This is a genomic window from Tateyamaria sp. ANG-S1 (assembly GCF_000814025.1).
Lineage (GTDB): Bacteria > Pseudomonadota > Alphaproteobacteria > Rhodobacterales > Rhodobacteraceae > Tateyamaria.
This window is the reverse complement of record NZ_JWLL01000003.1, coordinates 354,961-380,078: the sequence shown is the minus strand read 5'-3', so window position 1 is coordinate 380,078 and position 25,118 is coordinate 354,961. Positions and strand designations below refer to the sequence as shown.

25 protein-coding genes are annotated in these 25,118 nt (G+C 61.2%); 20 read left to right on the top strand and 5 right to left on the bottom strand.

The window, feature by feature from the left end:
• The first annotated feature begins 5 nt into the window (after positions 1 to 5).
• From RA29_RS03715 to RA29_RS03700, 4 genes are read left to right on the top strand one after another with little or no spacing between them, the layout of a single operon-like run.
• Positions 6 to 1,088, top strand: a complete 1,083-nt coding sequence (locus RA29_RS03715; protein WP_039683025.1) for an ABC transporter permease — start codon at positions 6 to 8, stop codon at positions 1,086 to 1,088.
• 14 nt (positions 1,089 to 1,102) lie between these two features.
• The gene (locus RA29_RS03710) at positions 1,103 to 1,879 is read left to right on the top strand and encodes an ATP-binding cassette domain-containing protein (protein ID WP_039683023.1); all 777 of its coding nucleotides are present in this window, start codon (positions 1,103 to 1,105) and stop codon (positions 1,877 to 1,879) included.
• A gap of 12 nt (positions 1,880 to 1,891) precedes the next feature.
• Positions 1,892 to 2,086: a hypothetical protein gene (locus RA29_RS03705; protein WP_039683022.1), complete on the top strand. Its 195-nt coding sequence runs from the start codon at positions 1,892 to 1,894 to the stop codon at positions 2,084 to 2,086.
• A gap of 3 nt (positions 2,087 to 2,089) precedes the next feature.
• Complete coding sequence (locus RA29_RS03700) at positions 2,090 to 3,091, top strand: LacI family DNA-binding transcriptional regulator (protein ID WP_039683020.1); 1,002 nt, start codon at positions 2,090 to 2,092, stop codon at positions 3,089 to 3,091.
• Positions 3,092 to 3,704: 613 nt separating this feature from the next.
• Here the strand turns inward: RA29_RS03700 and RA29_RS03695 are convergent.
• Genes RA29_RS03695 through RA29_RS03685 form a run of 3 tightly spaced genes read right to left on the bottom strand, consistent with a single transcriptional unit; the run spans position 3,705 to position 6,874 of the window.
• Positions 3,705 to 4,859: a Gfo/Idh/MocA family oxidoreductase gene (locus tag RA29_RS03695; protein WP_039683018.1), complete on the bottom strand. Its 1,155-nt coding sequence runs from the start codon at positions 4,857 to 4,859 to the stop codon at positions 3,705 to 3,707.
• Positions 4,860 to 4,861: 2 nt separating this feature from the next.
• Entirely contained in the window at positions 4,862 to 5,758 is an 897-nt protein-coding gene (locus tag RA29_RS03690; protein WP_039683016.1) for a TIM barrel protein, read from the bottom strand.
• Positions 5,759 to 5,770: 12 nt separating this feature from the next.
• Complete coding sequence (locus RA29_RS03685; protein ID WP_039683014.1) at positions 5,771 to 6,874, bottom strand: Gfo/Idh/MocA family oxidoreductase; 1,104 nt, start codon at positions 6,872 to 6,874, stop codon at positions 5,771 to 5,773.
• A 118-nt stretch (positions 6,875 to 6,992) separates the two neighbouring features.
• Between RA29_RS03685 and iolD the strand changes: the two genes are divergently transcribed.
• From iolD to iolG, 6 genes are read left to right on the top strand one after another with little or no spacing between them, the layout of a single operon-like run.
• The gene (iolD, locus tag RA29_RS03680; protein WP_039683012.1) at positions 6,993 to 8,861 is read left to right on the top strand and encodes a 3D-(3,5/4)-trihydroxycyclohexane-1,2-dione acylhydrolase (decyclizing); all 1,869 of its coding nucleotides are present in this window, start codon (positions 6,993 to 6,995) and stop codon (positions 8,859 to 8,861) included.
• Positions 8,861 to 9,706: a phytanoyl-CoA dioxygenase family protein gene (locus RA29_RS03675; protein WP_039683010.1), complete on the top strand. Its 846-nt coding sequence runs from the start codon at positions 8,861 to 8,863 to the stop codon at positions 9,704 to 9,706. The genes iolD and RA29_RS03675 overlap by 1 nt, the downstream gene beginning before the upstream one ends.
• Positions 9,703 to 10,683, top strand: coding sequence for a 5-dehydro-2-deoxygluconokinase (iolC, locus tag RA29_RS03670; protein WP_039683008.1), 981 nt, complete (start codon positions 9,703 to 9,705; stop codon positions 10,681 to 10,683). The genes RA29_RS03675 and iolC overlap by 4 nt, the downstream gene beginning before the upstream one ends.
• A gap of 14 nt (positions 10,684 to 10,697) precedes the next feature.
• A complete protein-coding gene (locus RA29_RS03665) occupies positions 10,698 to 11,552 on the top strand; it encodes a 5-deoxy-glucuronate isomerase (protein WP_039683006.1) in 855 nt (284 codons plus the stop codon).
• On the top strand, positions 11,549 to 12,376 hold the full coding sequence (locus RA29_RS03660) for a class II fructose-bisphosphate aldolase (protein WP_039683004.1): 828 nt from the start codon (positions 11,549 to 11,551) through the stop codon (positions 12,374 to 12,376). The genes RA29_RS03665 and RA29_RS03660 overlap by 4 nt, the downstream gene beginning before the upstream one ends.
• 4 nt (positions 12,377 to 12,380) lie before the next feature.
• The gene (gene iolG, locus RA29_RS03655; protein WP_039683002.1) at positions 12,381 to 13,376 is read left to right on the top strand and encodes an inositol 2-dehydrogenase; all 996 of its coding nucleotides are present in this window, start codon (positions 12,381 to 12,383) and stop codon (positions 13,374 to 13,376) included.
• Here iolG and hemN read toward each other — a convergent pair.
• Complete coding sequence (gene hemN, locus RA29_RS03650; RefSeq protein ID WP_039683000.1) at positions 13,373 to 14,725, bottom strand: oxygen-independent coproporphyrinogen III oxidase; 1,353 nt, start codon at positions 14,723 to 14,725, stop codon at positions 13,373 to 13,375. The genes iolG and hemN overlap by 4 nt on opposite strands.
• Before the next feature lie 59 nt (positions 14,726 to 14,784).
• On the opposite strand from hemN, the gene RA29_RS03645 reads away from it, so the two are divergent.
• From RA29_RS03645 to ccoS, 10 genes are all read left to right on the top strand, one after another.
• A complete protein-coding gene (locus RA29_RS03645) occupies positions 14,785 to 15,525 on the top strand; it encodes a Crp/Fnr family transcriptional regulator (protein WP_039682998.1) in 741 nt (246 codons plus the stop codon).
• 86 nt (positions 15,526 to 15,611) lie between these two features.
• Positions 15,612 to 16,019 (top strand): universal stress protein, encoded by a 408-nt coding sequence (locus RA29_RS03640; protein WP_039682996.1) that lies wholly within the window; start codon positions 15,612 to 15,614, stop codon positions 16,017 to 16,019.
• Between the two features lie 155 nt (positions 16,020 to 16,174).
• Complete coding sequence (ccoN, locus tag RA29_RS03635; protein ID WP_039682993.1) at positions 16,175 to 17,800, top strand: cytochrome-c oxidase, cbb3-type subunit I; 1,626 nt, start codon at positions 16,175 to 16,177, stop codon at positions 17,798 to 17,800.
• 12 nt (positions 17,801 to 17,812) lie between these two features.
• Entirely contained in the window at positions 17,813 to 18,544 is a 732-nt protein-coding gene (ccoO, locus tag RA29_RS03630) for a cytochrome-c oxidase, cbb3-type subunit II (RefSeq protein ID WP_039682992.1), read from the top strand.
• A 9-nt stretch (positions 18,545 to 18,553) separates the two neighbouring features.
• On the top strand, positions 18,554 to 18,757 hold the full coding sequence (locus RA29_RS03625; protein ID WP_039682990.1) for a CcoQ/FixQ family Cbb3-type cytochrome c oxidase assembly chaperone: 204 nt from the start codon (positions 18,554 to 18,556) through the stop codon (positions 18,755 to 18,757).
• On the top strand, positions 18,750 to 19,622 hold the full coding sequence (gene ccoP / locus RA29_RS03620; RefSeq protein ID WP_039682988.1) for a cytochrome-c oxidase, cbb3-type subunit III: 873 nt from the start codon (positions 18,750 to 18,752) through the stop codon (positions 19,620 to 19,622). The genes RA29_RS03625 and ccoP overlap by 8 nt, the downstream gene beginning before the upstream one ends.
• A 193-nt stretch (positions 19,623 to 19,815) precedes the next feature.
• Positions 19,816 to 21,249: a cytochrome c oxidase accessory protein CcoG gene (gene ccoG / locus RA29_RS03615; protein ID WP_039682986.1), complete on the top strand. Its 1,434-nt coding sequence runs from the start codon at positions 19,816 to 19,818 to the stop codon at positions 21,247 to 21,249.
• 3 nt (positions 21,250 to 21,252) lie between these two features.
• Positions 21,253 to 21,708: a FixH family protein gene (locus RA29_RS03610; RefSeq protein WP_039682984.1), complete on the top strand. Its 456-nt coding sequence runs from the start codon at positions 21,253 to 21,255 to the stop codon at positions 21,706 to 21,708.
• Complete coding sequence (locus RA29_RS03605; RefSeq protein WP_039682982.1) at positions 21,705 to 23,837, top strand: heavy metal translocating P-type ATPase; 2,133 nt, start codon at positions 21,705 to 21,707, stop codon at positions 23,835 to 23,837. The genes RA29_RS03610 and RA29_RS03605 overlap by 4 nt, the downstream gene beginning before the upstream one ends.
• Positions 23,834 to 23,974, top strand: a complete 141-nt coding sequence (ccoS, locus tag RA29_RS03600) for a cbb3-type cytochrome oxidase assembly protein CcoS (protein WP_039682980.1) — start codon at positions 23,834 to 23,836, stop codon at positions 23,972 to 23,974. Before RA29_RS03605 ends, ccoS begins: the two co-directional genes overlap by 4 nt.
• Here the strand turns inward: ccoS and RA29_RS03595 are convergent.
• Entirely contained in the window at positions 23,971 to 24,900 is a 930-nt protein-coding gene (locus RA29_RS03595) for a 3-keto-5-aminohexanoate cleavage protein (protein WP_039682978.1), read from the bottom strand. The two genes, ccoS and RA29_RS03595, sit on opposite strands and share 4 nt — an antisense overlap.
• Positions 24,901 to 25,118 lie beyond the last annotated feature (218 nt).

Here is a 25,118-nt window from a genome sequence, read left to right as displayed (position 1 = left end):
CATCCATGGCCGACGCATCGCATGGCACGGGCGGGCTGACATTTGACAGCAAGCGACGGGCCTGGCCAAACGAGCTCAACATCTTCTTCGCGCTGATCCTGATCATCTTCGCCTTCGAGGCGGCAGGGCAGCTTCTGCCTTACATGAACGGGCAGAGCTTTCTCTTCGACACGCGCGACCGGTTCGACAGCATCTTCAACGAAGCACGTCTGCGCATCATCATCCTGCAGGTTGCGATCATTGGCATCATCGCGCTGGGCGTGACGCAAGTCATCATCTCGGGCGGCATCGATCTCAGTTCCGGCCCCCTTGTCGGGGCGACGGCCATGATCGTCATGTCCTTTGCGCAAACCGAACTCGTTAACGGTGGCCCCAACCCGAAGGCGGTGTTCGGCCCTTGGGCGTTCGACTTGCCCGTGATCATACCGCTGCTCGTCGGTCTCAGTTTCGGCGCCCTGATCGGAGCCATCAACGGCAGTCTTATCGCCTATACCAAGATCCCGCCCTTCATTGCGACGCTGGGCATGTTCCTGATCTGCCGGGGCATCGCGCAAGCATGGACGCGGGGGCAGCCGGTGTCGTTCCCCACCGAAACCTATGCGTTGATCGGCAAGGGTATGATGCCCGTCTACCTCTTCCTCGCTCTTGCGATCCTCTTTCACTTCATCCTCAAATACACGGTCTACGGCAAACACACCTATGCCATTGGCTCGAACGAGGATGCAGCGCGCATGTCCGGCATCAACGTCAAACGGCACAAGGTGCTGGTCTACATGATCGCGTCGATGCTCGCTGCCTTTGCCGCCATCGTGTTGAGTTCCAAGAACCTCACGGCGCAATCCGGCATGGGCATCTTCTACGAGCTCTACGCCATCGCCATGGCCGTCATCGGCGGCGTCAGCCTGACCGGCGGACGCGGCTCGATCATCGGGACGGTGCTGGGTGCCATGGTCTTCGGCGTCATCCAATCCGGGTTCACATACATCAAACTCGACGCCTTCTACCAATTGATGGCGATGGGCGCGATCATCATCGGCGCTGTGGTGCTGGACAAGGTCCGGCAAGAACGCGCGGCCTTGCGAAGTTGACGGGGGAGATACCAATGAGCGACGACATCGTACTCGAGACGCGCGGGCTGACCAAACACTATGGCGGTGTGCATGCCCTCAACGACGCCAACTTCACTCTGAAAAAGGGTGAGCACGTGGCAATCATGGGCGACAACGGCGCGGGCAAATCCACCTTTGTCCGCCAGATCACCGGGGTCGAACAGCGCACGCGCGGTGACATCATGTTCTACGGCGAGCCGGTGAATTTCACGGGTCCTCTGGACGCACGTGAGGCTGGAATCGAAACCGTATTCCAGACGCTGGCTTTGGCTGATGACCTGGACGTCCCGGACAACCTGTTTCTTGGCCGCGAAAAGACCAAGTTCGATTGGCTCGGCCCCTTTCGCCTGCTGGACTACAAGGCAATGCGGCAGGCGACTATGGACGGGCTGGAAAAAACGGCCGTGAAAATCCCCAACATCCGCAACACCATCCGCAACATGTCGGGCGGTCAGCGGCAATGCGTGGCCATTGCGCGCACGGCGACCTTCCACTCGCGCCTGACTATCATGGATGAACCGACTGCGGCGCTGGGCGTTCAAGAAACCGCACAGGTCGAAAACATCATCCGCACGCTCAAGGAACAGGGCGAACCTCTGATCCTCGTTAGCCACAACATGCGGCAGGTGTTTGACCTTGTGGACCGGATCGTGGTTTTCCGACGGGGGCGCATCTGTGCGAACCTTCGCAAGGAAGATACCGATGGGCAGGACGTGGTGGCCTACATCACTGGTGCCAAGACGCAGGAAGGGTACGAGGACGCGGCCTGAGGCCGCGCACTCATGGACCTCGATCACGATTTTTTTGCTCAAGCCTGGCGACGGTATCTTACCGTCGCCGTGTGCATCTTTTGGGGACTGTTCGAATTGTCCACCGGCGCTGTCGGATGGGCTCTGTTCATCTTCGGCATTGGCGGCTATGCGCAATGGCAGTTTTCAAAGGTGGATTGGTCCAAATATGACGACGACGGGGCCTGAGCAGTGGCCGTAACCCTCAAAGATGTGGCCGAACGGGCAGGGGTATCGCGCTCCGCCGTGTCGCGCTGTTTCACGCCCGGCGCGTCGATCAGCGGCAAGACACGGGAGAAGGTCGAAAAAGCAGCCGCTGAGTTAGGCTACAGCCCCAATGCGCTCGCGTCCTCACTCACCACTGGGCGGACCAAGCTGGTGGGAGTCATTTCCAACAACTTCCACAACCCGATCTTTCTTGAGGTGTTCGACCTCGTCACGCGCGAGTTGCAAAAACGCGGTTTGCGCCCCTTGCTGGTGAACCTTTCCGACGAAACCGACCCCTCAAACTCCGTGCGCCTTCTCCGGCAATACTCGGTCGATGCGGTCATCGTAGCGTCATCTACCCTCCCAGTCAGCTTTGCCGAGAGCTTTCACGAGGCGGGCATGCGCGTCGTCCATTCCTTTGGTCGCCTTACCGACGCCCCCAAGATCAACGTGCTGGGCATTAACAACATCGAAGCGGGCCGTATCGCCGCGCGCGAGCTCATCAAACGCGGCTACCGGCGTGTCGGCTTTCTCGCCGGTCCGCTCAGCGCCACCTCGACCCGCGACCGCCACACTGGCTTTGTCGAGGAACTCAGCCGGCATCCCGACGTTGCCCTGTCTGTCAGCTATGCCAAGGCATATTCCTTCAACGCCGGGCGGGAGGAGATGGCGCGCTTGCTCGCCATGGGCCCGGCCGAGGCATATTTTTGTGGCGATGACGTCCTGTCCATCGGCGCCTTGTCCGCTATCAAGGATGCGGGCCTGTCGGTGCCGGATGACGTCGGCATCCTTGGTCTCAACAACATGGAAATGGCCGCGTGGGAGCTGATTGACCTGACCACTATTCACAATCCCATCGACGATATCGTGCGCACGTCCGTCGATCTGGTCGAGGCGATGCTCGACGGGGAAGAGACGATTGCCCAGTCGCTCAGTTTTGACTGCCACGTGGTCGAGCGTGGCACGCTGCGCCCCGTGCCCGGCTGATCTGGCAAAGCGTCGCCAATCCTTCGTCCAGTCTTGGTTCGGGTGTTGCCTGACAGTCCTGCAGCTGTCCTAAGTGGCTTATGGGATACGCGCCCCGATTGACCACGCAACGCCTTGTCCTGCGCCACCTGGCTCGGGATGATCTTCGGTTCTATTGCGAACTGGTCGCGCACCCGGACGTACGCCGTTACCTGGGCGGACCAGTGCAATGCAGCGCGGCCGTTTCCCGCTTTCGGCACAGTGTCGGTGCGCAGGGCAGATGGGTTGCGTGCTTGCGCGACATCGGTCAGCCGGTTGGTTTGGTGGAACTCGGCCCCCACAAGGACGGGCAAGACATCGAACTGTCTTACCAATTCCACCCGCGCGCCTGGGGTCAAGGACTGGCCCGAGAAGCAACAGCCCGTGTGGTCTCACACGCTTTCAACGACATGCAAGTTCCACGTCTTGTTGCAGAGACGCAGGCCGCAAATGCACGATCCTGCACTCTGTTAAGGCGTCTCGGATTTACAGAACACATGCGCCTTATGCGATTTGGGGCCGAGCAAGTGATTTTCTCTACCTCAGTCTCGCAGCAGGGAGTTGTCCTTTCAAAATAGCTTTGGCGACGTTCTACCTACCGAAACATCGGTGGCCGCGCATCCAGCCAAGCGCCGTCCTGCTTGCCGCTTTCAGCCACCGCAAAGACCGCTGCCATGGACCGCAACCCATCCTCGGCTCGCGGATACAGGTTTGCCGCCGGATCCATCAACCGCCCCTCCTTGCGCGCCCGGATCGCCTCGGCCAGATCTGTGTAGATGTTTGCAAAGGCCAGCGGCATCCCTTCGGCATGTCCGATAGTGACGCGCGTCGTCCGGTCGGCTTCGGGCGACAAATTCGCCTCGCCCCGTTCGATGACTTGCAGGCGGTCGTTCAGCGGCATGTAATACAGCTGGTTCGGCTGCTCCTGCGACCATCGCAACCCGCCGGTTTCGCCAAAGACCTGAATCCCCAACCCGTGCTGCCGCCCGATGGCCACGGACGAGGTCCAGAGCCGCCCAACGGCGCCGCCATCCGTGCGGAAGTTGACCATCGCGTCGTCTTCCAAGGTCCGCACATCGATGCAGGACACGGTATCAGCGCTCAGCTTCTCAACCTCTTGGCCCGTCACAAAAGACGCCATGTGCAGCGCGTGAATCCCGCAATCCGCAAACTGGGCTGACACCCCCGCCTGAGCCGGATCGTAGCGCCAGCGGACACGCGGATTGTCGGCATCTGTGGCGTCGGCATGGTGGCCGTGCGCAAACTCTGCCACCACGAGCCGCACCTTCCCGATGTCACCGCGCGCCACCATCGCGCGCATATGCCGGACCAGCGAGTAGCCGGTGTAGCCATAGTTCACGGCGCAGATGTTGCCGGTTTTGCGTGCGATCTCGACGATTTCTTCGCCTTCCTCGACCGTCATGGTCATCGGCTTTTCGCAGAGCACGTGAAAGCCGCCTTCGAGGTAGGCTTTGGTGATTTCATAGTGTGTGGCGTTTGGTGTGGCGACTGTGACCAGGTCGATTTTGTCGTCGCGCTTTTGCTCGCCCTCCAGCATCTCCTGCCACGACCCATAGGCCCGGTCACCAAGGCCCAGCCGCTGACCATAGTCACGTCCTTCCTCGGGTCGGTGGTCGAGTGCGCCTGCGGAAAACTCAAACAGCCCATCCAAGCCTGCGCCCAAACGGTGAGCCGGTCCGATCTGACTGCCTTCACCGCCGCCAATCATGCCCCATTGTAGCTTTGCCATGCTCAGGCTCCTTCAAATCCGATGGATTGCAGATAAGCGCGGTTCAGTTTCGCGTCGTCGATGGGCGAGGTGTCGCCCGCCGGGTCGCAATCCTGTTCGACCGTACACCAGCCGTCGAACCCGTTGTCCAGCAGCACCTGACGAACGGCAGGAAAGTCCACATCACCGTCGCCCAGATTGCAAAAGATCCCCTGTCCGCAGGCGTCGTAGAACCCGGTTCGGTTCGCGATCACGTCGGCTTTCACTTTGGGATCGATGTCCTTGAAATGCATGTAGCTGATGCGGCCAATATGCTTCTTCATAAAGGCCACCGGATCGAAACCCGCGTAGGAGTGATGCCCGGTGTCAAAGCAGATTTTCAGGATGCTCGCGTCCACCTCGTCCAGCAAGCGCTCCAATTCCGGCTCGAAGTCGATGAACCCTGCTGCGTGGGCGTGCATGCCGACTGTCAGCCCGTATTCCTCGGCTCCGATCTTGGCGACGGTTGCGATGCGGTCGCGAAAGGCGGTCCATTCGGACTTGTCCATCTGCTCGGCCTCATCGGCCCGACCGGCGGTAGGTGCGCGCCGTTCAGAGATGGAGTCGATCAGCACCAGATGCTCCGCCCCGTGTGCTTTCAGCGCCTTGCAGGTGCGCACTGCGCCGTCCATCACGTCGTCCCACTGATCCGGGTCGTGGAAGGGGCGGAACACGACGCCGCCTACGAGGTCCTGCCCGAACTCTTCAAGCGCGGCGCCCAGTTTGCCGGGGTCTTCGGGCATGAAGCCAACCGGTCCCAACTCGATCCCGGTGTAGCCTGCATCCGCGTTCTCCTGCAGCACCTTGCGCCACGATGGATTGCGCGGGTCGTCCGCGAACTCCACGCCCCACGAACAGGGGGCATTGCCGATTTTGATCATGTCTTGAACCTTTCAGAAATCCGCCACGTTGACCCACGTCTCCGCCCGAGACGATGCAAGGGCCGCAGCCACAACTTGATTGACGCGCAAGCCTTCCTCGAACGTTGGCCAGACGGGCTGCCCCGTATGGATCGCGGTGAGGAAGTCCTTGGCCTCTATGATGATCTGGTCCTGATAGCCGGTGCCATGACCGGGGCCCTGACAGAAGGGCAGGTAGTCGGGATGGGCGGGTCCGGTCAGGATCTTGCGGAACCCGCGCTCGGCCTCCGGCCCCTCGGCGGTGTAGAGCCAGAGGGTGTTCTGGTCTTCGCCATCAAAGCGGATCGCACCGCCGGTGCCGTAGATGTCGTAGGCATAGCCCATCTTGCGCCCCGTCGCGACGCGGCTGATGAACAGACTGCCGTTGATACCGGACGCAAAGCGCAGGGTCAGATAGGCTTGGTCATCGTTCGTGACCTCGACCCCGCCGCGCACGGGATGTACTGTTTCAACACGGGCAAAAAGCGCCTCGATCGGGCCCATGAGGGCCTGAGCGCAGTTGATGGGGTGGGGGGCCAGATCGCCCATGCAGCCATTGGCATCGCCTTGGGCGCGCCAGGTGCCCGGATCGTCGGGATCTGCAAAGAAATCCTCGGTCATCTCGCCGCGGAATGACGTGACCTGCCCAATGCGCCCCTCGGCCAACAGCTTGCGGGCGTATTGGGTGGCAGGGGTCTTGGCATAGTTGAAGCCGACCATGTTGGCGACACCCGCGGCCTTGGCCGCTGCCACCATCTCGCGGGCATGATCGGGTGTTTCAGCCAGCGGCTTTTCGCAGAGCACCGGCTTGCCTGCGGCAAAGGCCGCAAGTGCAATGTCGCGGTGGGTGTCCTGAGGAGAGGCGATGACGATGGCCTCCACCTTCGGGTCATCTACCAGCTTGCGCCAATCGTCGGTTGCGCGTGCGAAACCATAGGCGGCGCGGTACCGTTCTGCAGACGCCTTAGACGTCGCACAGATCATTTCCAGCCGTGGGCGCAACGCCGTGTCGAACACTGCGGCCACTGCGCCAAACGCAACCGAATGGGCCTTGCCCATATAGCCACCGCCAACGATACCTATCCCGATCTCGGCCATCCGGGCTCCTCCCCAAAAAGTGTTTGCAACCGGTTGCAATACCGGTATCGTCATTGCAACGGACGGGTCAATACAGAATCGTCGATAATTGAAATCGCGCAGCCATGGGAGGATTGAAATGGCGGGCAGCGACACGGTGCGTCTGACGACAGCGCAGGCGATCATCCGCTATCTTGCGGCACAGTACATTGAGATTGACGGGCAGGAGTGGCGCCTGTGTGGCGGCGGATTTGGCATCTTTGGCCATGGCAATGTGACCTGCCTCGGCGAAGCGCTTTACGACCACAAAACCGAGCTACCGCTGTATCGCGGTCAGAACGAACAAAGTATGGGATTCGCCGCAGCGGCCTACGCCAAGACTTGGCTGCGCCAGCGGTTCATGTTCTGCACGGCAAGTGCGGGGCCAGGCACCGCGAACCTGTTGACGGCCTCGGCCTTGGCCCATGCCAACCGGTTGCCCATGCTGATGCTGTGCGGTGATACGTTCATCACCCGCCTGCCGGACCCGGTGCTGCAACAGCTTGAGCATTTTGGCGATCCGACTTTTGGTGTGAATGACGCCTTCAAGGCGGTGACGCGCTATTGGGACCGCATCACGCATCCCGCGCAGATCATCCAGTCTCTGCCCAATGCAATTGCGACCATGCTGGACCCTGCCGATTCCGGCCCAGCTTTCCTTGGTCTGCCGCAGGACGTGCAGGGCTGGGCCTATGACTATCCGGTGGAGATGTTCGAGAAGAAGCTTCATCGCATCCGCCGTCAGTTCCCGGACGCGGCAGAGGTGGCTGATGCCGCCGCCGCGTTGAAAGCTGCAAAACGGCCCATGATCATCGCAGGCGGCGGTGTGCAGTATTCCCGCGCGGTCGAGGAGTTGACCACCTTTGCCGAGGCGACGGGCATTCCAGTGGTCGAAACCATCGCTGGCCGGGCCAACATGGTGGACACGCATCCGCTGAATTGCGGCCCCATTGGCGTGACCGGATCGGACAGCGCCAATGCGGTTGCCGAAAAGGCGGACGTCATCCTGTCGGTCGGGTGCCGCCTGCAGGACTTCACCACCGGGTCGTGGACGGCTTTTGCCAAAGACGCACAGATCATCGGCTTGAACGTGGGCCGCCATGATGCAGGCAAGCATCGGTCGCTGCCCGTGGTGGGTGATGCCAAGTTGGGGCTGGACGCGCTGGACGCTGCGCTGACGGGATATACGGCGCCGTCAAGTTGGTGCGACTTTGCCAAGGAAGAACGCGCCAAATGGGTGGCCTATGTCGCCGACAACGTGGCTCACGGCAACCGTCCCAACTCTTATGCGCAAGCCATTGGCGTCGTGAATGCAGCTTGCGATCCGCGCGACCGCGTGGTGGCCGCCGCAGGAGGCCTGCCCGCCGAAGTCACGGCCAATTGGCGCACGCTGGATATCGGTACGGTCGATGTCGAGTTCGGATTTTCCTGCATGGGCTACGAGATCGCGGGCGCCTGGGGCGCGCGCATCGCGCAGGCCGAACGCGAGCCGGATCAGGATGTGATCACCTTTGTCGGTGACGGGTCGTACCTGCTGATGAATTCGGACATCTACTCCTCTGTTCTGTCGCAGAAGAAGATGATCGTTCTGGTTCTCGACAACGGCGGTTTCGCCGTCATCAACAAGTTGCAGAACAACACCGGCAACGAAAGCTTCAACAACCTGCTGAGCGATGCGCCGACCATACCCGAGGCATTTGCCGTGGATTTCGAAGCTCATGCCGCCAGCATGGGAGCTACAGCCGAAACTGTGGAAAATCCTGCTGAACTGGGCGAGGCGTTCAAGCGGGCCAAGGCCAGTGACAAGACCTATGTCATCTGCATGAAGGTCGACGCATACGAGGGCTGGACCACCGAAGGTCACACATGGTGGGAAGTGGGCACGCCCCATGTAACCGACAACGAAAAGGTTGCGGCCGCCCATACAGACTGGGAAGCGACCCGGCCCAAGCAGCGTAAGGGCGTGTGATGAAGACCTTTACAGCTGACACCGCCGATCCTGTCGCGATCTGCGATGAGCTTTTGAACGGCCCCGGAGCGGTGCGGATCACCGGCCTGTTTTCGGCCGACCAGATCGCTGATGCCCGCACCCGCATCATGGCGCATTCGGATGGCGAAGCTGACAAGGTCACGCATTTCCAAGGCGCAGCTATGGAAGATGGCCGTGCCAACCTGCAGCGCCGGGTGTGGAACCTGCTGGCCAAGGGGGCGGTATTCTCGGACATGGCGACGCACCCGGTCATCATGGCCGTGCTGCGCCGCTGGCTGGGATCAGAGTTCATCATGGGCTCCATCGCCGCCAACCGTATCCTGCCCGGCGGGCCAGGACAGGAGCCGCATATCGACTTTCCCTATTGGGACTTTCACCAGCCCGACACGCATCCCATGGGCCTGAACGCCAGCTTCCCGATGAACGCGCAAGTGACCATTGCGCTTGACCCGTTCACTGAAGAAAGCGGGGCGACGGCCTATCTGCCGGGCACGCAGAAGGACATGCGCTATCCGACGGCACAGGATCACGACCACTTCTACGCCAACTGCGCGCGAATGACGGGCGCGCCCGGCGACACGATCATTTTCTTCGGAGCTGCTTGGCATTGTGCGATGCCCAACACCGCCGACCACGACCGCAACGCAGTGCTGATCAACTACATCCCGAAATTCGTCAAACCGCTGGAGGATATGCCGGGCGCGCTGCCTCAATCTTTTCTTGATGCGGCCAGCCCCAAGATGCGTCAGCTCTTGGGCTTCAACTACAAATACCCTGAAATCCTGGACGAGGCGGATGCCGTGAACGCTGAGGGCATCACATGAGCGCGCTTCTGGACGGGATCAAGGCCAACGACTTTGTCATTGTGGGGCGCGCAGGTATCGACTTTTTCACCGATGTCGGCGTGCGGGCCGAGGATGTGGAACGCTTGACCGTGGACCTTGGTGGGTCGGCGGCGAACATCGGAGCGGGCATTTGTAAGCTCGGTGGCAAGGCCGCATTGGTGACATCCGTCAGCGACGACTCGGTCGGCAGCTACTGTGTGAACCGATTGCAGCACTACGGCGTGAACACCGACCATGTGAGCCGTGTGGGGGGCGAATACCGTAACTCGCTTGCCTTCTACGAAAGCGTGCTCGAAGGGCACAGGAACGTCATCTACCGCAACGGCGCTGCCGACTTTCAGATGGCGGTCGAAGACGTGGAGGCTGTGGACTACGCCAAATACGGTGCGCTGATCACGGCTGGCACCGTCTTTGCCGCAGAACCCTCGCGCTCCGCCACCTTCCGAGCGTTCGAACTGGCCAAGGCTGCGGGTCTGCCCATTATCTTCGACGTGGATTATCGCCCTTATTCCTGGCCGTCGGCCGCGGTTGCCGCCGATGTTTTGAGCCGCGCGGCAGAGGCATCTGACATGATCGTCGGCAACGACGAAGAATTCGGCTTCATGGCCGGTGGCATGGAAAAAGGGCAGACCAAGGCCCGCGCCCTGTCCGAGACGACCGCCGAGATCGTCGTCTACAAAATGGGTGAAAAGGGCGCAGTGACCTATGCGGGGGGCGAAGAGATTGCCACCGGGATCTACCCTGTCACCGCTGTCAAACCCAACGGGGCTGGCGATGCATTCATGGCGGGGCTGATGACCTCTATTGCCGACGGACACGAGCTGAAAACGGCCATCCTGCGCGGGTCGGCTTGCGCGTCCATCACCGTCTCGCAACCAGGCTGCGCGCCTGCCATGCCCACACCCGATCTGCTGGATGATTTCCTGACCAATCATCCCGGCCCGACAACACCGTAAAAGGAGGCTCACCGATGCACATCGCGCCTTATGACAACCAGAACAAACCCATCGTGGACGCGGACGATCCGACTGTCCCGCTCAACTACTTCAATATCGTGAAGCTGAAAAAGGGCGAGGCGTTCGAATACGCCGTGCCCGGCTATGAGACGTGCATCGTCCCCGCGACGGGCACCGTTGACGTCAATGCTGAGGGGTTCAAGGCCGACGCCATCGGCGGGCGTGGTGTAGACGTCTGGGATGGTGAGCCAGAGGGCGTCTATGTCCCTACCGCCGCGAAGGCCGAGATGGTCTGCACCTCGGACGAGGCCGAGATTTTCGTGGCCGGCGCCAAATACGACAAGGTGCTCGACGCCTTCGCCGTCCGCAGTAACGAATTGGACCTCATCCAATACGGCTCGGACGACACGAAAACCCACCGCAAGATCAAGCACATCCTTGGTACCAAGTACCACGACAAGGTGGGCCGTCTGCTTGTGTCCGAACTCTTCACGGTCGGGCAGGGCGGGTGGTCCGGTTTCCCCAGCCACAAGCATGACACGGACCGGTCCGAAGGCGGCGAGATCATCGAAACCCGCCATGATGAGACCTACAACTTCCGCTTTCGCCCCAACCACGGCTCTGGCGTCCAGATGCTGCAGCGCGAAGACGGGAAAGCGGGGGATGCGTATCACATCGTCGATGGCTCCACGATCTGCCTCGACAACGGCTACCATCCCTGCGCGGTGCTGCCGGGGTATGAGATGTACTACTTCACCATCCTCGGGGGGCTCAGCCAGCGCAGTCTGGTGCAGTACTTCCAGCCCACCCATGCCTACCAGATCGAAACGATCCCTGGCATCAAGGACATGATCGCGAAGTTTAAATGACCCTGGCAACACTCGCAGAAGTGCTGGGTCCGGCCAAGGCCCAAGGCTATGCCGTGGCGGGTCTGGTCACGCTGGGCTGGGAAGATATGCGTGCCTACGTGGCCGCGGCAGAGGCTGAAGGGTGCCCGGTTATCTTACAAGCCGGTCCGTCCTGTCGGGCGCACACGCCGCTGCCCATCCTGGGCAAGATGTTTCGGCATTTGGCTGAAGGGGCTTCAGTCCCCGTCGTGGCTCATCTGGACCATGGCTACACGTTTGATGAATGCAAAGAAGCGCTCGACAGCGGCTTTACCTCGCTCATGTTCGACGGCTCGCGCAAACCACTGGCCGAGAACATTGCCGAGACCAAGGCCATCGTCGATGTGGCGCATGCGGCAGGCATCTCATGCGAGGGCGAGATTGGGTTCGTGGGCTACGACAACGGCGAAGCCTCTGCCGGGACCGACCCTGCGGAGGCTGCGCAATTCGCGGCGGAGACGGGCGTGGACGCGATGGCGATCTCGGTCGGCAACGTGCACCTGCAGACCGATCAGTCCGGAGGTCTGGACGAAGAGCGTATCGCGGCGATCCAGGCCGTTACGGACGTCCCGCTGGTGATCCACGGCGGGTCTGGCGTACCTGCTGCGCAGCGCCGCGCCCTCGCCACCCAAACCAGTATATGCAAGTTCAACATCGGGACCGAGCTACGGCAGGCCTTTGGTCAGGCTTTGCGGGACGCGGTGAGCAGCGACCCGTACCGATTTGACCGGGTGCAGATTTTGAAAGACACGCATGATCCGCTCGTCGCGGCGACGCGCACCGTTCTGCGCACAATGAAAGGCTAAGCCCATGATCAACATCGCACTTCTGGGTTGTGGCCGGATCGGACAGGTCCATGCCCGCAGCCTGATGGGGCTGGAGGGCGCGCAGGTTGCCGCGGTGGCCGACGCCATGCCGGAGGCAGCAGAGGCGCTGGCGAAACGGACAGGCGCGAAGGTCATGGAGGTCGAGGATATCCTCGCCGCCTCGGACATCGACGCGGTAGTGATCGGCACACCAACGACCACCCACTACGACTTAATCCATGGTGCGGCGCGGGCGGGCAAGGCTATCTTCTGCGAAAAGCCCATCGACCTGAATGCAGGTCGTATTCGCGACTGCCTCGCGGTGGTGCAGCAGCATGACGTGCCGTTCTTCATCGCCTTCAACCGACGCTTTGATCCAAACTTTCGCACGCTAAAAACCCAGATCGACGCGGGCCGCATCGGGCAGGTCGAGATGGTGACGATCCTGTCGCGCGATCCGTCGCCACCGCCCATCGGCTATATCAAAACCTCGGGTGGGCTGTTCCGGGACATGATGATCCACGATCTGGATATGGCGCGGTTTCTGCTGGGCGAAGACCCGGTCGAGATCTTTGCGCACGGCTCCTGTCTCGTGGACTCAGCGATTGGCGAGGCGGGTGATGTGGACACGGCGATGGTCAGCTTGCGCACGGCATCCGGCAAGCTCTGCCAGATTTCCAACTCGCGTCGCGCGACCTACGGCTATGACCAACGCATTGAAGTTCATGGGGAAAGCGGGATGCTGCGCGCCGATAACGTGCTGACATCCACGGTTGAGGTGTCGGATGCCAGCGGCTTCACCCGCGCCCCGACCGAGCCATTTTTCCTGGAACGCTACGCCGCCGCTTACACCGCCGAGATGACGCATTTTGTCGAGGTGCTGACTGCAGGCACGCCGCCGAACCCCAGCGGGATCGATGGCTACAAAGCGCAGGTGATGGCGGATGCGGCCCAAGCCTCGTTCGAGGTTGGCACACCGCAAGCGCTGACATTCGACTAGATCGCCGCGCTGTAGGTCCTCTTGTCGGCCTGCTCGGTCTGTTCTGTGGCCAGCGTGCCCGCGATCATCCGCACCAGTGGGTGTGCCCAGCGGGCGATTGTCAGTGTTTTGCCGTCCCACGACACTGCATCGCCGAACCTTTCGACGATGTGCAGAATGCTGGACAGGATCATCTGATCAGCCCGTTGCGACAGGGACAGAGTTGCCGCGTGATAACACATGAGCTGTTCGACGATGTCAGCGCGCATGTGATCGGCCTCTGTCAGCACGTAGCCGCGCCACATGGCGGGCTGGTCGGCTTCGACCTGGGCCGCGTATTTGCCTGTCACGGGGATATTCTGCGCAAAGCCCTGCGGATAGGTCGAGATCGCCGAAGCGCCGAGCCCCACAAGGTAAGGCGCGCTGTCGTCGGTATACCCTTGGAACGACCGCGTGAGGCGCTTGTTGAAGAACGCTTGCGCCAGCGCGTCGTCGGGTCGCGCGAAGTGGTCGATGCCGATCTGGACGTAACCGCGGCCCAGTAGCGTCCTGCGCGCAAGTTCAAACAGTGCAAGGCGTTTCTCGGGCGCGGGCAGGGCGTCGCTGGGGATCAGCGATTGGCGTTTCGACATCCAAGGCACATGGGCGTAGCCGAAAAGCGCGATGCGCCCCGGCTCCATCCCCAGTGCGGCGTCAAGCGTTGCGCTGAGCGTCTGCTCGGTCTGATAGGGCAGGCCGTAGAGCAGGTCGAAATTCAGTGCGTTCACATCCAATGCGCGCAACTGATCTACGACGTTTGCAGTCAGGTCGCGTGATTGTTCGCGCCCGATGGCCTGCTGCACTTGTGGATCGAAGTCCTGAATGCCGAGGCTGGCACGCGACAGGCCGTGCGCCTTGAGTGTCGCCAGCCGGTTGGGGCCAACATCCGTCGGATCAACCTCGACCGAGAATTCATCGAGCGCGCCGAAGTCCCAGATGTCATTCAGCCCGGTCAAAAGGTGATCGAGAACGGGTGCGGGCAGGATCGTCGGCGTTCCTCCGCCTAAATGAAGGCGCTTGGTGTTCACCCCGTTTGAAAAGCCGTCGCGCATTTGCTGGGCTTCGGTCAGCACACGCTCGACATATGGGGCAAGCGGGGCGTCGCTGCGCGTGCCTTGGGTGCGGCAGGCGCAGAACCAGCATAATCTGCGGCAAAAGGGAATGTGGACATAGAGCGAAATCTTTGCATCCTTGGGCGCTGTGGCCTGCCAGGTATGGACGCATTCCGCGTCGACCTTTTCGCTAAACCAATTTGCTGGCGGGTAGCTCGTGAAACGCGGTACCCGTGCGTCGAAAAGACCATGTTTGCGGAGTTCGGAAATGTGTTTCATGGGGCAAAAGTGAGTGAAGCGCTTGTTATGCGCATTGACCCAGATCAACGGAGGGCGGGATGAACAAGCCGCTGACGGCCATCGACAATTGCTCAAGCTGCCCGATCCGCCACCGGGCGGTGTGCTCGCGCTGCGATGATGACGAGCTGGTCGAGCTGAACGCGATCAAGTTCTATAAATCCTATTCTGCTGGTCAGACCATCGCCATGCGCGGCGATGCTTTGGATGTGGTTGCCTCACTGGTGAGCGGCACGGCCACGCTGGAACGCGCCATCGAAGATGGGCGCACGCAATTGGTTGGCCTCTTGCTGCCGTCCGATTTCATCGGCCGTCCGGGCCGGTCCACCCTGCAATATGATGTCACTGCTGTGACTGACGTGACGCTTTGCTGTTTCTACCGCAAACCGTTCGAGGACCTGCTTGTGCGCATCCCCCATGTGCAGGAGCGGATGCTTGAGATGGCGCTGGACGAGTTGGACGCCGCCCGCGACTGGATGCTGCTTCTGGGGCGCAAGACGGCGCGCGAGAAGATCGCGAGTTTCCTGATGCTGATCGCCAAGCGGACCGTGCATCCGGACGGACATGTCCTGGGTGACACCTCGCGAATCGAATTGCCCATAAGCCGCGAGGCGATGGCGAACTTCCTTGGTCTGACCATCGAAACCGTCAGTCGTCAGTTTACCGGTCTGCGCAAAGACGGCGTGATCGAGCTGGATGGCAATCGCAGTGTCATCGTGCCCGATCTTGAAACGTTGCTGCTGGAGAGTGGCGACGATTCCGATGGCGGCCCGCTGATCTGACCTGACCCTCTCTTGATCCACATCAACGCGGCTCTGCGCGTTGCGGCCTATCCCTTTTGACCGAAGAGTCGAAGGAGGGCTGCGTTATGTACAAGAACATTTTGATTCCGGTCGCATTCGGGGAAGATCGCGATCACCCGCGCGCCGAAAAGGTGGCCAAACACCTGTCGTCAGAGGGTGCGTTGATCACGCTGTTGCATGTGTTGGAGCAGATCCCGGTCTACGCGGCTGAATTTGTTCCGTCCGATCTGGTCATCGGTAACCGCGAGCGTCTGGCATCGCGCCTTCAGGTGATGGCGGCAGAGTTGCCCAACGCGCAAAGCGCGTTGATCGAGGGCGCGACAGGGCGCAGCATTACCGATTATGCAAAAGATCATGGTGTGGACCTGATCGTGATGCCGTCACACCAACCTGCGCTGTCGGACATTTTGCTGGGGTCGACGGCGGCCTGGGTGACGCGCCATGCGCCCTGTGCGGTGCATGTGATCCGGTAAATTTTCGTATCTTGATCCAGATCAACGCGCGCAAAACAGCGCTTCCCTAATCCACCAACATACGAACAGGTCTGTTGTCCCCGCGGGGACAGTGCGCAGACGCGCGCGGATCCCCAATGCGACGGCGATCAGTGCGAATTTGCAAAGGAAAGAGAATGTGGGACTACTTTAAACTCATTTTGCTTGGCCTTGTCGCCCTGTTCGCTGCCATTGCAGCGGATTGGGGTCACGATGCGGCCTACAAGCTACACGCCGCGCTGATCTTTGTGATCGCGCTGGGCATGTTCATCTGGCAGGTCCGCCAGATCGACACCGAAAAGCCGCAGGTCGACACCTCCGGATACATGGACGGTGTGATCCGCGCAGGTGTGATCGCCACGGGGTTCTGGGGCATCGTCGGCTTTCTGGTGGGGGTATTCATTGCCTTCCAGTTGGCCTTTCCCGCGCTGAACTTCGATTGGGGCCAGCCCTTTACGAACTTCGGACGTCTGCGCCCGCTGCACACAAGTGCGGTGATTTTCGCGTTCGGGGGCAACGCGCTGATCATGTCCTCATTCTACATCGTCCAGCGCACCTGTGGCGCGCGTCTTTGGGGCGGCAACACGGCGTGGTTCGTGTTCTGGGGCTACCAGCTGTTCATCGTGATGGCGGCGACCGGCTACTTGCTGGGGGCGACGCAGTCCAAGGAATATGCCGAGCCTGAATGGTACGTGGACATCTGGCTGACCATCGTCTGGGTTGCCTTCCTTGCCGTCTACATGGGCACGATCTTCAAACGGCAAGAGAAGCATATCTATGTCGCGAACTGGTTCCTGCTCGCCTTCATCATCACCGTGGCGATGCTGCACATCGTCAACAACCTGAGCATTCCGGTGTCGATCTTCGGCTCGAAGTCCGTTCAGATCTTCTCGGGCGTGCAGGATGCGATGACGCAGTGGTGGTATGGCCACAACGCGGTGGGCTTCTTCCTGACCGCGGGCTTCCTGGGCATGATGTACTATTTCGTACCCAAGCAGGCGGGCCGTCCCGTCTACAGCTACAAGCTGTCGATCATCCACTTCTGGGCGCTGATCTTCTTGTATATCTGGGCCGGTCCGCACCACCTGCACTACACCGCGTTGCCGGACTGGGCCTCGACCCTTGGCATGGTGTTCTCGATCATCCTGTGGATGCCGTCCTGGGGTGGCATGATCAACGGTCTGATGACGCTTCAGGGGGCCTGGGACAAGCTGCGCACCGATCCGATCATCCGGATGATGGTGATCAGCCTCGCGTTCTACGGCATGTCCACCTTTGAAGGGCCGATGATGTCCATCAAGGCGGTCAACAGCCTGAGCCACTATACTGACTGGACCATTGGTCACGTGCACTCCGGGGCGCTGGGTTGGAACGGCATGATCACCTTTGGTGCGCTCTACTTCCTGACGCCGCGCCTGTGGGGCCGCAAGCAGATGTATTCGATGGCAGCCATCGACTGGCACTTCTGGCTCGCGACCATCGGCATCGTGCTCTACGCGGCATCCATGTGGGTGACCGGCATCATGGAAGGCCTGATGTGGCGTGAAGTCGATGCCCAAGGGTTCCTGGTGAACTCGTTCGCCGACACCGTGAGCGCGAAGTTCCCGATGTATGTGGTGCGCGGACTGGGCGGGGTTCTGTACCTCACCGGGGCCTGCATCATGGTCTGGAACATGTGGATGACCATCCGGGGCGGCGCGCCCGTCAAGGTGGCCCCGCCGGCAGCGCCTGTTGCTGCGGCTCAACCTGCACAAGCTGCGTAAGGAGAGAGAACCATGAAACAAGGATTTCTTCAGCGCCACCAAGTGCTTGAACGCAGCCCGACGCTTTTGTTCGTCTTCTCGCTGCTGACCGTGTCCGTCGGCGGGATCGTGGAGATTGCACCGCTCTTCTACATCGAAAACACGATTGAAGAGGTGGAAGGCGTGCGTCCCTACAGTCCGCTCGAATTGACGGGGCGCGATGTCTACATCCGCGAGGGGTGCTATGTCTGCCACAGCCAGATGATCCGCCCCTTGCGGGACGAGGTCGAGCGCTACGGCCACTACTCACTGGCAGCGGAGTCGAAATACGACCACCCGCACCAGTGGGGGTCGAAGCGCACGGGGCCTGACCTTGCGCGCGTCGGTGGACGGTACTCCGATGCCTGGCATGTCGATCACTTCATGGACCCGCAATCTGTGGTGCCTGAAAGTGTGATGCCAAGATACGCCTTCCTCGCGGACGCTGTCATCGACGGAGAGCGGATTGAGGATTTGCTGCGCACTCACCGCTTTGTCGGCGTGCCATACACCGATGAGATGATCGCGCAGGCATCTGCCGACTTCCGGGTGCAGGCCGATCCTGACGGCGATTGGGATGGGTTGGTCGAACGCTATCCCGGTGCAGTGGTGTCGAACTTCGATGGTCAGCCCGAGCTGACCGAGATGGATGCGCTGATCGCGTATCTGCAGATGCTGGGCACGTTGGTCGACTTCTCGACCTTCACCCCGGATCCGACCCGATAGGAGGCTAACATGGAAACGACATACTCGATCCTGCGTGAATTTGCAGGCAGTTGGGCGCTGATCGCCATGATGCTCTTCTACATCTCGGCCTGCCTTTACGCAGTGCGGCCTTCGGCCAAGGCGGCCAATGAGGACGCCGCTGGCATCCCCCTGCGAAACGACACTGACGCGCATCTTGACGCGCAAGAACCGGAGGCCAAGCAAGATGGCTGACAAGAAAGACATTGATGAGGTCACCGGGACCGATACCACCGGTCACGAGTGGGACGGGATCAAGGAGCTGAACAACCCGTTGCCGCGCTGGTGGCTGTGGACCTTTTACGGAACCGTCGCTTGGGGTCTGGCCTATACCATCGCCTATCCGGCCTGGCCGCTGATCAACTCGGCCACGCAAGGGGTGCTGGGGCATTCGACCCGCGCCGAAGTGGCGCAGGAGATTGCCGAAGTCAACGCGCGCAATGCCGAGGTGTCCGAGCGTCTGGCGGCGGCTGATTTGTCCACGCTGTCGCCCGACGATCCGGCCCACCGCTTTGGCGTGGCCGGGGGGGCGTCCGTGTTCCTGGCAAATTGTTCACAATGCCATGGTCAGGGCGCTGCAGGTGTGCAGGCGGCGGGTTACCCCAACCTGCTTGACGATGCGTGGCTGTGGGGCGGGACGCTTGAGGACATTGAGTTCACCGTGCGCCACGGGATCCGGAACGATACCGACCCTGATGCTCGCTGGTCCGAGATGCCCGCCTTTGGCGACATCTTGTCGGATGAAGAGATCGCGCAGACCGTCGAACATGTGCTGGCCATATCGGGTCAGGAACATGACGCGGCCATGGCGCAGCAGGGCATGGTCTGGTTCGAGGAGCAATGCAGCGCCTGCCATGGCCTGAACGGCGAGGGCGACCGCAGCTTGGGGGCGCCGACGCTCAATGACGCCATCTGGCTTTATGGCGGCGACCGCGAGACCCTGATCGAGACAGTCACCTATTCCCGTTTCGGGGTCATGCCCGCCTGGGGTGAGCGTCTGGAAGAGTTCGAGATCAAGGCCGTCACGCTCTACCTGCACCAATTGGGAGGCGGCGAGTAGCACACTCGCGGCTTTCTCACCACGCCGCGCGTCGGGCGTATCTGCGCCCCTTTGGAGGCGATGCGCGGCGGTCCCGGTCTCTGTCCTGTTCGTACCATGCAGGGACCGGGATTTCCCCCTCCAAGCTTGATCCAGATCAAGGTTGATTGGCCCGCTGATGTGCAGTGTACGCCTACGAACAGGACAACCGAATATGACACAGTCTCCGGCTTCTCCGCCGCCGCTTTATGCGCCGCGCGAACCGATTTTCCCAAGGCGGGTGAAGGGCACGTACCGCACCCTGAAATGGTGGATCATGGGCGTGACCCTGGCCATCTACTACCTGACCCCGTGGATCCGCTGGGATCGCGGACCGAATCTGCCCGATCAGGCGGTTCTGGTCGATCTGGCCGGGCGCCGCTTCTACTTCCTGTGGATCGAGATCTGGCCGCACGAGTTCTACTTCGTTGCTGGCTTGCTGATCATGGCGGGCCTTGGGCTTTTCCTTTTCACCTCGGCGCTGGGCCGCGTTTGGTGCGGCTATACGTGCCCGCAGACCGTGTGGACGGACCTCTTTATCCTCGTTGAACGCTGGATTGAGGGGGATCGCAATGCGCGGGTTCGTCTGTGGAACGCGGAGTGGTCTTTTAAGAAGTTTCGCCTTTGGATGACCAAGTGGGTGGTGTGGTTCTTTATCGCACTCGCCACGGGCGGGGCCTGGGTGTTCTACTTTGCTGATGCGCCGACGCTGGCGCGCGATCTGGTGACCTTCGACGCGCCTTTGGTGGCCTATTCCACCATTCTGATCCTGACTGCGACGACCTTTGTTTTTGGCGGGTTCATGCGCGAGCAGGTGTGCAACTACATGTGTCCGTGGCCGCGCATTCAGGCCGCCATGATGGATGAAAGCACGCTGACCGTCGCCTATCGCCACTGGCGGGGCGAGCCGCGCGGCAAGCATATGAAGGCCGAGGACGCGGATCAGCGCGGCGATTGCATCGACTGCATGGCCTGCGTGAACGTATGCCCGGCGGGCATCGACATCCGCGATGGACAACAGATGGAGTGCATCACCTGCGCGCTCTGCATCGACGCCTGTGACGAGGTGATGGAGCGGATCGGCAAGCCGCGGGGCCTGATCGACTATTTGGCGCTCTCGGATGAAGAGGCGGAGACGAACGGGGCCAAGCCGCGTCCCATCTGGCAGCACGTGCTGCGCCCCCGCACGATCCTCTATACCGCGATGTGGTCGTTGATCGGTGTTGCACTTGTCTATGCGCTGTTCATTCGCTCGGACATCGACCTCACCGTCGAGCCGGTGCGCAATCCGCAATTCGTGACCCTATCGGACGGGTCCGTCCGCAACGCCTACACCTTGCGCATCCGCAACCTGACCGCAGAGCCACGGGCGTTCCGGGTCATGCTGACCTCGGAAGAAATTCTGCGCATCGACGTGGAAAGCGACGGGGAAGTTGCCAATCACGTGACTGTTCCTGCGAACGAGACCATGCAGGCGCGTGTCTACGTGATCGCGCGTCCTCAGGATCCGGCGGCTGATGCAGAAACCACTGACCTGCGCCTATGGGTCGAAGACGTCGAGACCGACGACCGGGCTGGCGTCGCCACAATCTTTAACGGAAAGGGCTGAGACATGATAAAGGAACTCAAGGGCTGGCACGTGCTTGCGATCTTCTGCACAGGCTTTGGCATCATCATCAGTGTGAACCTGACGATGGCGTTCCAGGCGGTCAGCACCTTTCCCGGGCTGGAGACCAGGAATTCCTACATGGTCAGCCAGGTATTTGACGAGGAACGTGCAGCGCAGGAAGCATTGGGCTGGGACGTCCGGCTTGAGACGACTGGCGATATCCTGGCGCTGTACATCGACGACGACATCGGCCCGGTTGTGCCGCATATCCAGGCGGCGACCTTGGGCCGCGCGACCCATGTGAACGAGGATATGATTCCCGTCTTCCGTCATGATGGCACAAAGTTCGTCGCGACCATCCCCGAACTGGCGCCAGGCAACTGGAACCTGCGTTTGGCGGCCGTGGCCCCTGATGGCACGGACTTCCGCCAGCGCGTGGTGTTGAGGGTGCGCCCATGACCGTTGCATCCTGCCCGGGCTGTGTCGCTGCCGGTGACGCGGCTGAAAACGTCGGGCGCGACCCAGGCCTGCCCACGCACGAGCTGATCCTGCCCGGCATTCACTGCGCTGCCTGCATTCGTTCGGTCGAAAGACTGCTTAACACCCGCACCGACATTGCCGCCGCTCGTGTGAACCTGAGCCGCAAGCGTGTCTCCATCTCGGCAGAGCCGGGCATGGACCCGTCCCCCTGGATCGCGGCCCTGGCCGAGATCGGGTTCGAGGCGCACGAGGCGCGCGATGCGGGCCGCCACGCACAGGACGACGGGCTGACCATGCGCCTTGGCGTTGCGGGTTTTGCCATGATGAATGTCATGCTGCTGTCTGTCGCCGTCTGGTCTGGCGCGACGGATGCGACGCGCGACTTTTTCCACTGGATCGCCGCCGCGATTTCGCTGCCTGCGGCTGTCTACTGTGCGCAGCCGTTTTTCTGGTCGGCGTGGTCCGTATTGCGCGTGCGGCGTCTGAACATGGATGTGCCGATTTCGCTAGCGATTATTCTGGCATGTGGACTGTCGCTTTATGAGACGACCCAAAGCGGCAAGCATGCCTATTTCGATGCGGCCTTGTCCTTGACCTTCTTCCTTCTGGGTGGGCGCGTTCTTGAGAAGCGGATGCGTCAGGCGGCTCGGTCGGCCGCTGCCGATCTGGCGGCCCTGGAGCCGTTGCGTGTGACCCGGCTGGACGGTGAGACGCGCGTGACCGTGCCCGTTGACGAAGTGGCGGAAGGGGACACGCTTTGGCTGGCTGCCGGGTCTCGGGTGCCGGTTGATGGCGTGTTGAACAGTGCGACGGTTCAGGTTGATCGCAGTGCCTTGACCGGTGAAAGCGATGAGATTGTCGTGGCGCAAGGTCAGGCTTTGACGGCGGGTGAGGTTGTGCTGACCGGTCCCGTGACCATGCAGACCACCGTCGCGGCCAAGGGATCGACCTTGCGCCGCCTGATCCAGATCGCGGCGCAGGCCGAGGGCGCGCGCAGCCGCTACACCAGCCTTGCCGACCGCGCGGGCGCAATTTACGCGCCTTTGGTCCATGGGCTGTCCTTTGCGGCTTTCGTGGTCTGGTCGGTGGCGACCGGTGATTGGTACAACGCCCTGAAGATCGCTATCGCTACGCTGATCATCACCTGTCCCTGTGCGCTGGGCCTTGCCGTGCCTGCGGTGGCGACTGTGGCGACGGGGCGCTTGTTCCGCATGGGGCTGCTGGTGAAGTCCGAAACCGCGCTGGAGCGGTTGGCGGAGGTCGATACCATCGTCCTTGACAAGACCGGTACGCTGTCTGCTGCGGCGCTGGTGCCGCCCGCCAACATGCCCGCGGAAGCGTGCGCCGTGCTCAAGGCCTTGGCGCAAGCGTCGGCACACCCGCTCAGCCGGTCGGTCCTGCCATTGCTCAAGGATGTCACCGCAGCAAAACTGGAGCAGGTGGCCGAGCATCGTGGCAACGGCGTTTCTGGCCTCTGGCAAGGAACCGAGGTCCGCTTTGGCAACGCCGCGTGGGCCGGTGTGGGGCAGGGGACTGTTCTGCGCATTGGCGGCACGCACTATGCGCTTCAACGCCGTGAGCAGGTGTTTGATGATGCCGATGAGACCCTGGTGCGTCTGCGGGCGATGGGCTTGGAAGTCCACATGCTGACCGGTGACAGCGCGCAAAACGCATCGCGCGTGGCCGCAGAACTGGGTGTGGACCATGTCCATGCCGAGGTGGACCCGGAGGCCAAACAGGACCTGATTGAGGCGCTGCAAGTCGACGGGCGCAAGGTTGTGATGGTGGGCGACGGGCTGAACGATACGCTGGCCTTGACGCGGGCTTGGGCCTCTATGGCGCCCGGCAACGCGCTGGAGGCGAGCCAGAACGCGGCTGACGTGGTGCTGCTGGGCCAACACCTGTCCGGCATTCCGGATGCCATCGGCATTGCGCGCAGTGCCCGGCGTCGGATTTTGGAGAACTTTGGACTCGCGGCGTGCTATAACGCTGTTGCGATTCCGCTGGCACTTTCCGGCTTTGCCTCGCCCCTGATGGCGGCGCTGGCCATGTCCACCAGCTCGATCACTGTGACTGTCAACGCTTTGCGTACGAGGGCGAAATCATGAATGTGCTTGTCATACTTGTTCCGTGCTCGCTGATCCTTGGGCTGGGGGCGCTCGTCGCCTTTGTCTGGACGTTGAAGAGCGACCAGTACTCCGACCCCGATGGAGACGCGCATCGCATCCTCTTGGATGACGACTAGAACGCGACCTTGTCGCCGCCCTTGAGGTCCAGCATGTCGCGGGCCTCGTCCGGGGTGGCGACTTCGCAGCCCAAGTCTTCGATGATCCTGCGGATCTTCGTCACCTGTTGTGCATTGCTTGTCGCAAGCTGACCGCGGCTGATGAACAGGCTGTCCTCAAGCCCCACGCGCACATTGCCACCCATCTGGCTTGCCGTTGTCGCAAGTGGCATCTGCGCTGCTCCGGCCCCAAGCACCGACCAGCGGTAGTCGGTGCCGAACAAACGGTCTGCGGTACGTTTCATGAAGATCAGGTTCTCCACCTCGGCCCCGATCCCGCCCAACACGCCGAACACGAATTGTAGAAAGACCGGGGCTTTGAACAGGCCGATCTCCATGCAGTGCTTGAGGTTGTAGAGGTGGCCAACATCGTAACACTCATGTTCGAACTTGATGTCGTGCCCAGCGAGCGCAGTGGCCGCTTGTTTGATGTCGGCGAACGTGTTCCGAAATATGTTCGCTTCGGATCCGGCGATGTACTCCCTTTCCCAATCGTATTTCCATGTGTCGTAGCGATCGGCCAGCGCATGAAAGGCAAAGTTCATCGACCCCATGTTCAGCGAGCACATCTCGGGGCTGAAGTGCAGGGCGGCCTGAATCCGTTCTTCGATCCGCATCGTGGGGGCGCCGCCTGTCGTGATGTTCAGCACCGCGTTCGTTGACTGTTTGACCCGCGACAGGATGCCGGAATAGTCGTTGGGTGCGACAGACGGACGGCCATCTACCTGATCGCGTGTGTGCAGATGTAGGATTGATGCGCCGGCTTCGGCAGCGGCGATGGCCTGTTCGGCAATTTCATTGTGCGTGATCGGCAAGTTGTCGGACATCGTCGGCGTATGGATGGCCCCTGTTACGGCACAGGTGATGATTGTCTTTTGCTTGGCCATGTCGCGGCTTCCTTTGATCAATCGACATCAGGGCACAGCCTGGGGTCTCGCGCATCCCCGATCCTGTAGCGATCGCGTTGCGGCAGGATGGCAATCCCATTGTGTCCTATCAAGGACCGTGCGCCACGCTTTTTCCGATACCAATCGCACAGCAACGGGTGGCAGCAAAATGATCGCATCGGTTGTCTGGATGACAGATTACGTCTCTTACGTGGACA

What these genes read in the sequence shown, in the direction of transcription:
- ccoS (WP_039682980.1), top strand. Translation starts at nt 23,834, where the DNA reads ATGAATGTGCTTGTCATACTTGTTCCGTGCTCGCTGATCCTTGGGCTG.
- ccoP (WP_039682988.1), top strand. Translation starts at nt 18,750, where the DNA reads ATGGCTGACAAGAAAGACATTGATGAGGTCACCGGGACCGATACCACC.
- RA29_RS03640 (WP_039682996.1), top strand. Translation starts at nt 15,612, where the DNA reads ATGTACAAGAACATTTTGATTCCGGTCGCATTCGGGGAAGATCGCGAT.
- RA29_RS03675 (WP_039683010.1), top strand. Translation starts at nt 8,861, where the DNA reads ATGAAGACCTTTACAGCTGACACCGCCGATCCTGTCGCGATCTGCGAT.
- RA29_RS03660 (WP_039683004.1), top strand. Translation starts at nt 11,549, where the DNA reads ATGACCCTGGCAACACTCGCAGAAGTGCTGGGTCCGGCCAAGGCCCAA.
- iolG (WP_039683002.1), top strand. Translation starts at nt 12,381, where the DNA reads ATGATCAACATCGCACTTCTGGGTTGTGGCCGGATCGGACAGGTCCAT.
- RA29_RS03710 (WP_039683023.1), top strand. Translation starts at nt 1,103, where the DNA reads ATGAGCGACGACATCGTACTCGAGACGCGCGGGCTGACCAAACACTAT.
- RA29_RS03625 (WP_039682990.1), top strand. Translation starts at nt 18,554, where the DNA reads ATGGAAACGACATACTCGATCCTGCGTGAATTTGCAGGCAGTTGGGCG.
- RA29_RS03715 (WP_039683025.1), top strand. Translation starts at nt 6, where the DNA reads ATGGCCGACGCATCGCATGGCACGGGCGGGCTGACATTTGACAGCAAG.
- ccoG (WP_039682986.1), top strand. Translation starts at nt 19,816, where the DNA reads ATGACACAGTCTCCGGCTTCTCCGCCGCCGCTTTATGCGCCGCGCGAA.
- RA29_RS03690 (WP_039683016.1), bottom strand. Translation starts at nt 5,758, where the DNA reads ATGATCAAAATCGGCAATGCCCCCTGTTCGTGGGGCGTGGAGTTCGCG.
- RA29_RS03645 (WP_039682998.1), top strand. Translation starts at nt 14,785, where the DNA reads ATGAACAAGCCGCTGACGGCCATCGACAATTGCTCAAGCTGCCCGATC.
- RA29_RS03610 (WP_039682984.1), top strand. Translation starts at nt 21,253, where the DNA reads ATGATAAAGGAACTCAAGGGCTGGCACGTGCTTGCGATCTTCTGCACA.
- iolC (WP_039683008.1), top strand. Translation starts at nt 9,703, where the DNA reads ATGAGCGCGCTTCTGGACGGGATCAAGGCCAACGACTTTGTCATTGTG.
- RA29_RS03595 (WP_039682978.1), bottom strand. Translation starts at nt 24,900, where the DNA reads ATGGCCAAGCAAAAGACAATCATCACCTGTGCCGTAACAGGGGCCATC.
- RA29_RS03705 (WP_039683022.1), top strand. Translation starts at nt 1,892, where the DNA reads ATGGACCTCGATCACGATTTTTTTGCTCAAGCCTGGCGACGGTATCTT.
- iolD (WP_039683012.1), top strand. Translation starts at nt 6,993, where the DNA reads ATGGCGGGCAGCGACACGGTGCGTCTGACGACAGCGCAGGCGATCATC.
- RA29_RS03605 (WP_039682982.1), top strand. Translation starts at nt 21,705, where the DNA reads ATGACCGTTGCATCCTGCCCGGGCTGTGTCGCTGCCGGTGACGCGGCT.
- RA29_RS03685 (WP_039683014.1), bottom strand. Translation starts at nt 6,874, where the DNA reads ATGGCCGAGATCGGGATAGGTATCGTTGGCGGTGGCTATATGGGCAAG.
- hemN (WP_039683000.1), bottom strand. Translation starts at nt 14,725, where the DNA reads ATGAAACACATTTCCGAACTCCGCAAACATGGTCTTTTCGACGCACGG.
- RA29_RS03665 (WP_039683006.1), top strand. Translation starts at nt 10,698, where the DNA reads ATGCACATCGCGCCTTATGACAACCAGAACAAACCCATCGTGGACGCG.
- RA29_RS03695 (WP_039683018.1), bottom strand. Translation starts at nt 4,859, where the DNA reads ATGGCAAAGCTACAATGGGGCATGATTGGCGGCGGTGAAGGCAGTCAG.
- ccoO (WP_039682992.1), top strand. Translation starts at nt 17,813, where the DNA reads ATGAAACAAGGATTTCTTCAGCGCCACCAAGTGCTTGAACGCAGCCCG.
- ccoN (WP_039682993.1), top strand. Translation starts at nt 16,175, where the DNA reads ATGTGGGACTACTTTAAACTCATTTTGCTTGGCCTTGTCGCCCTGTTC.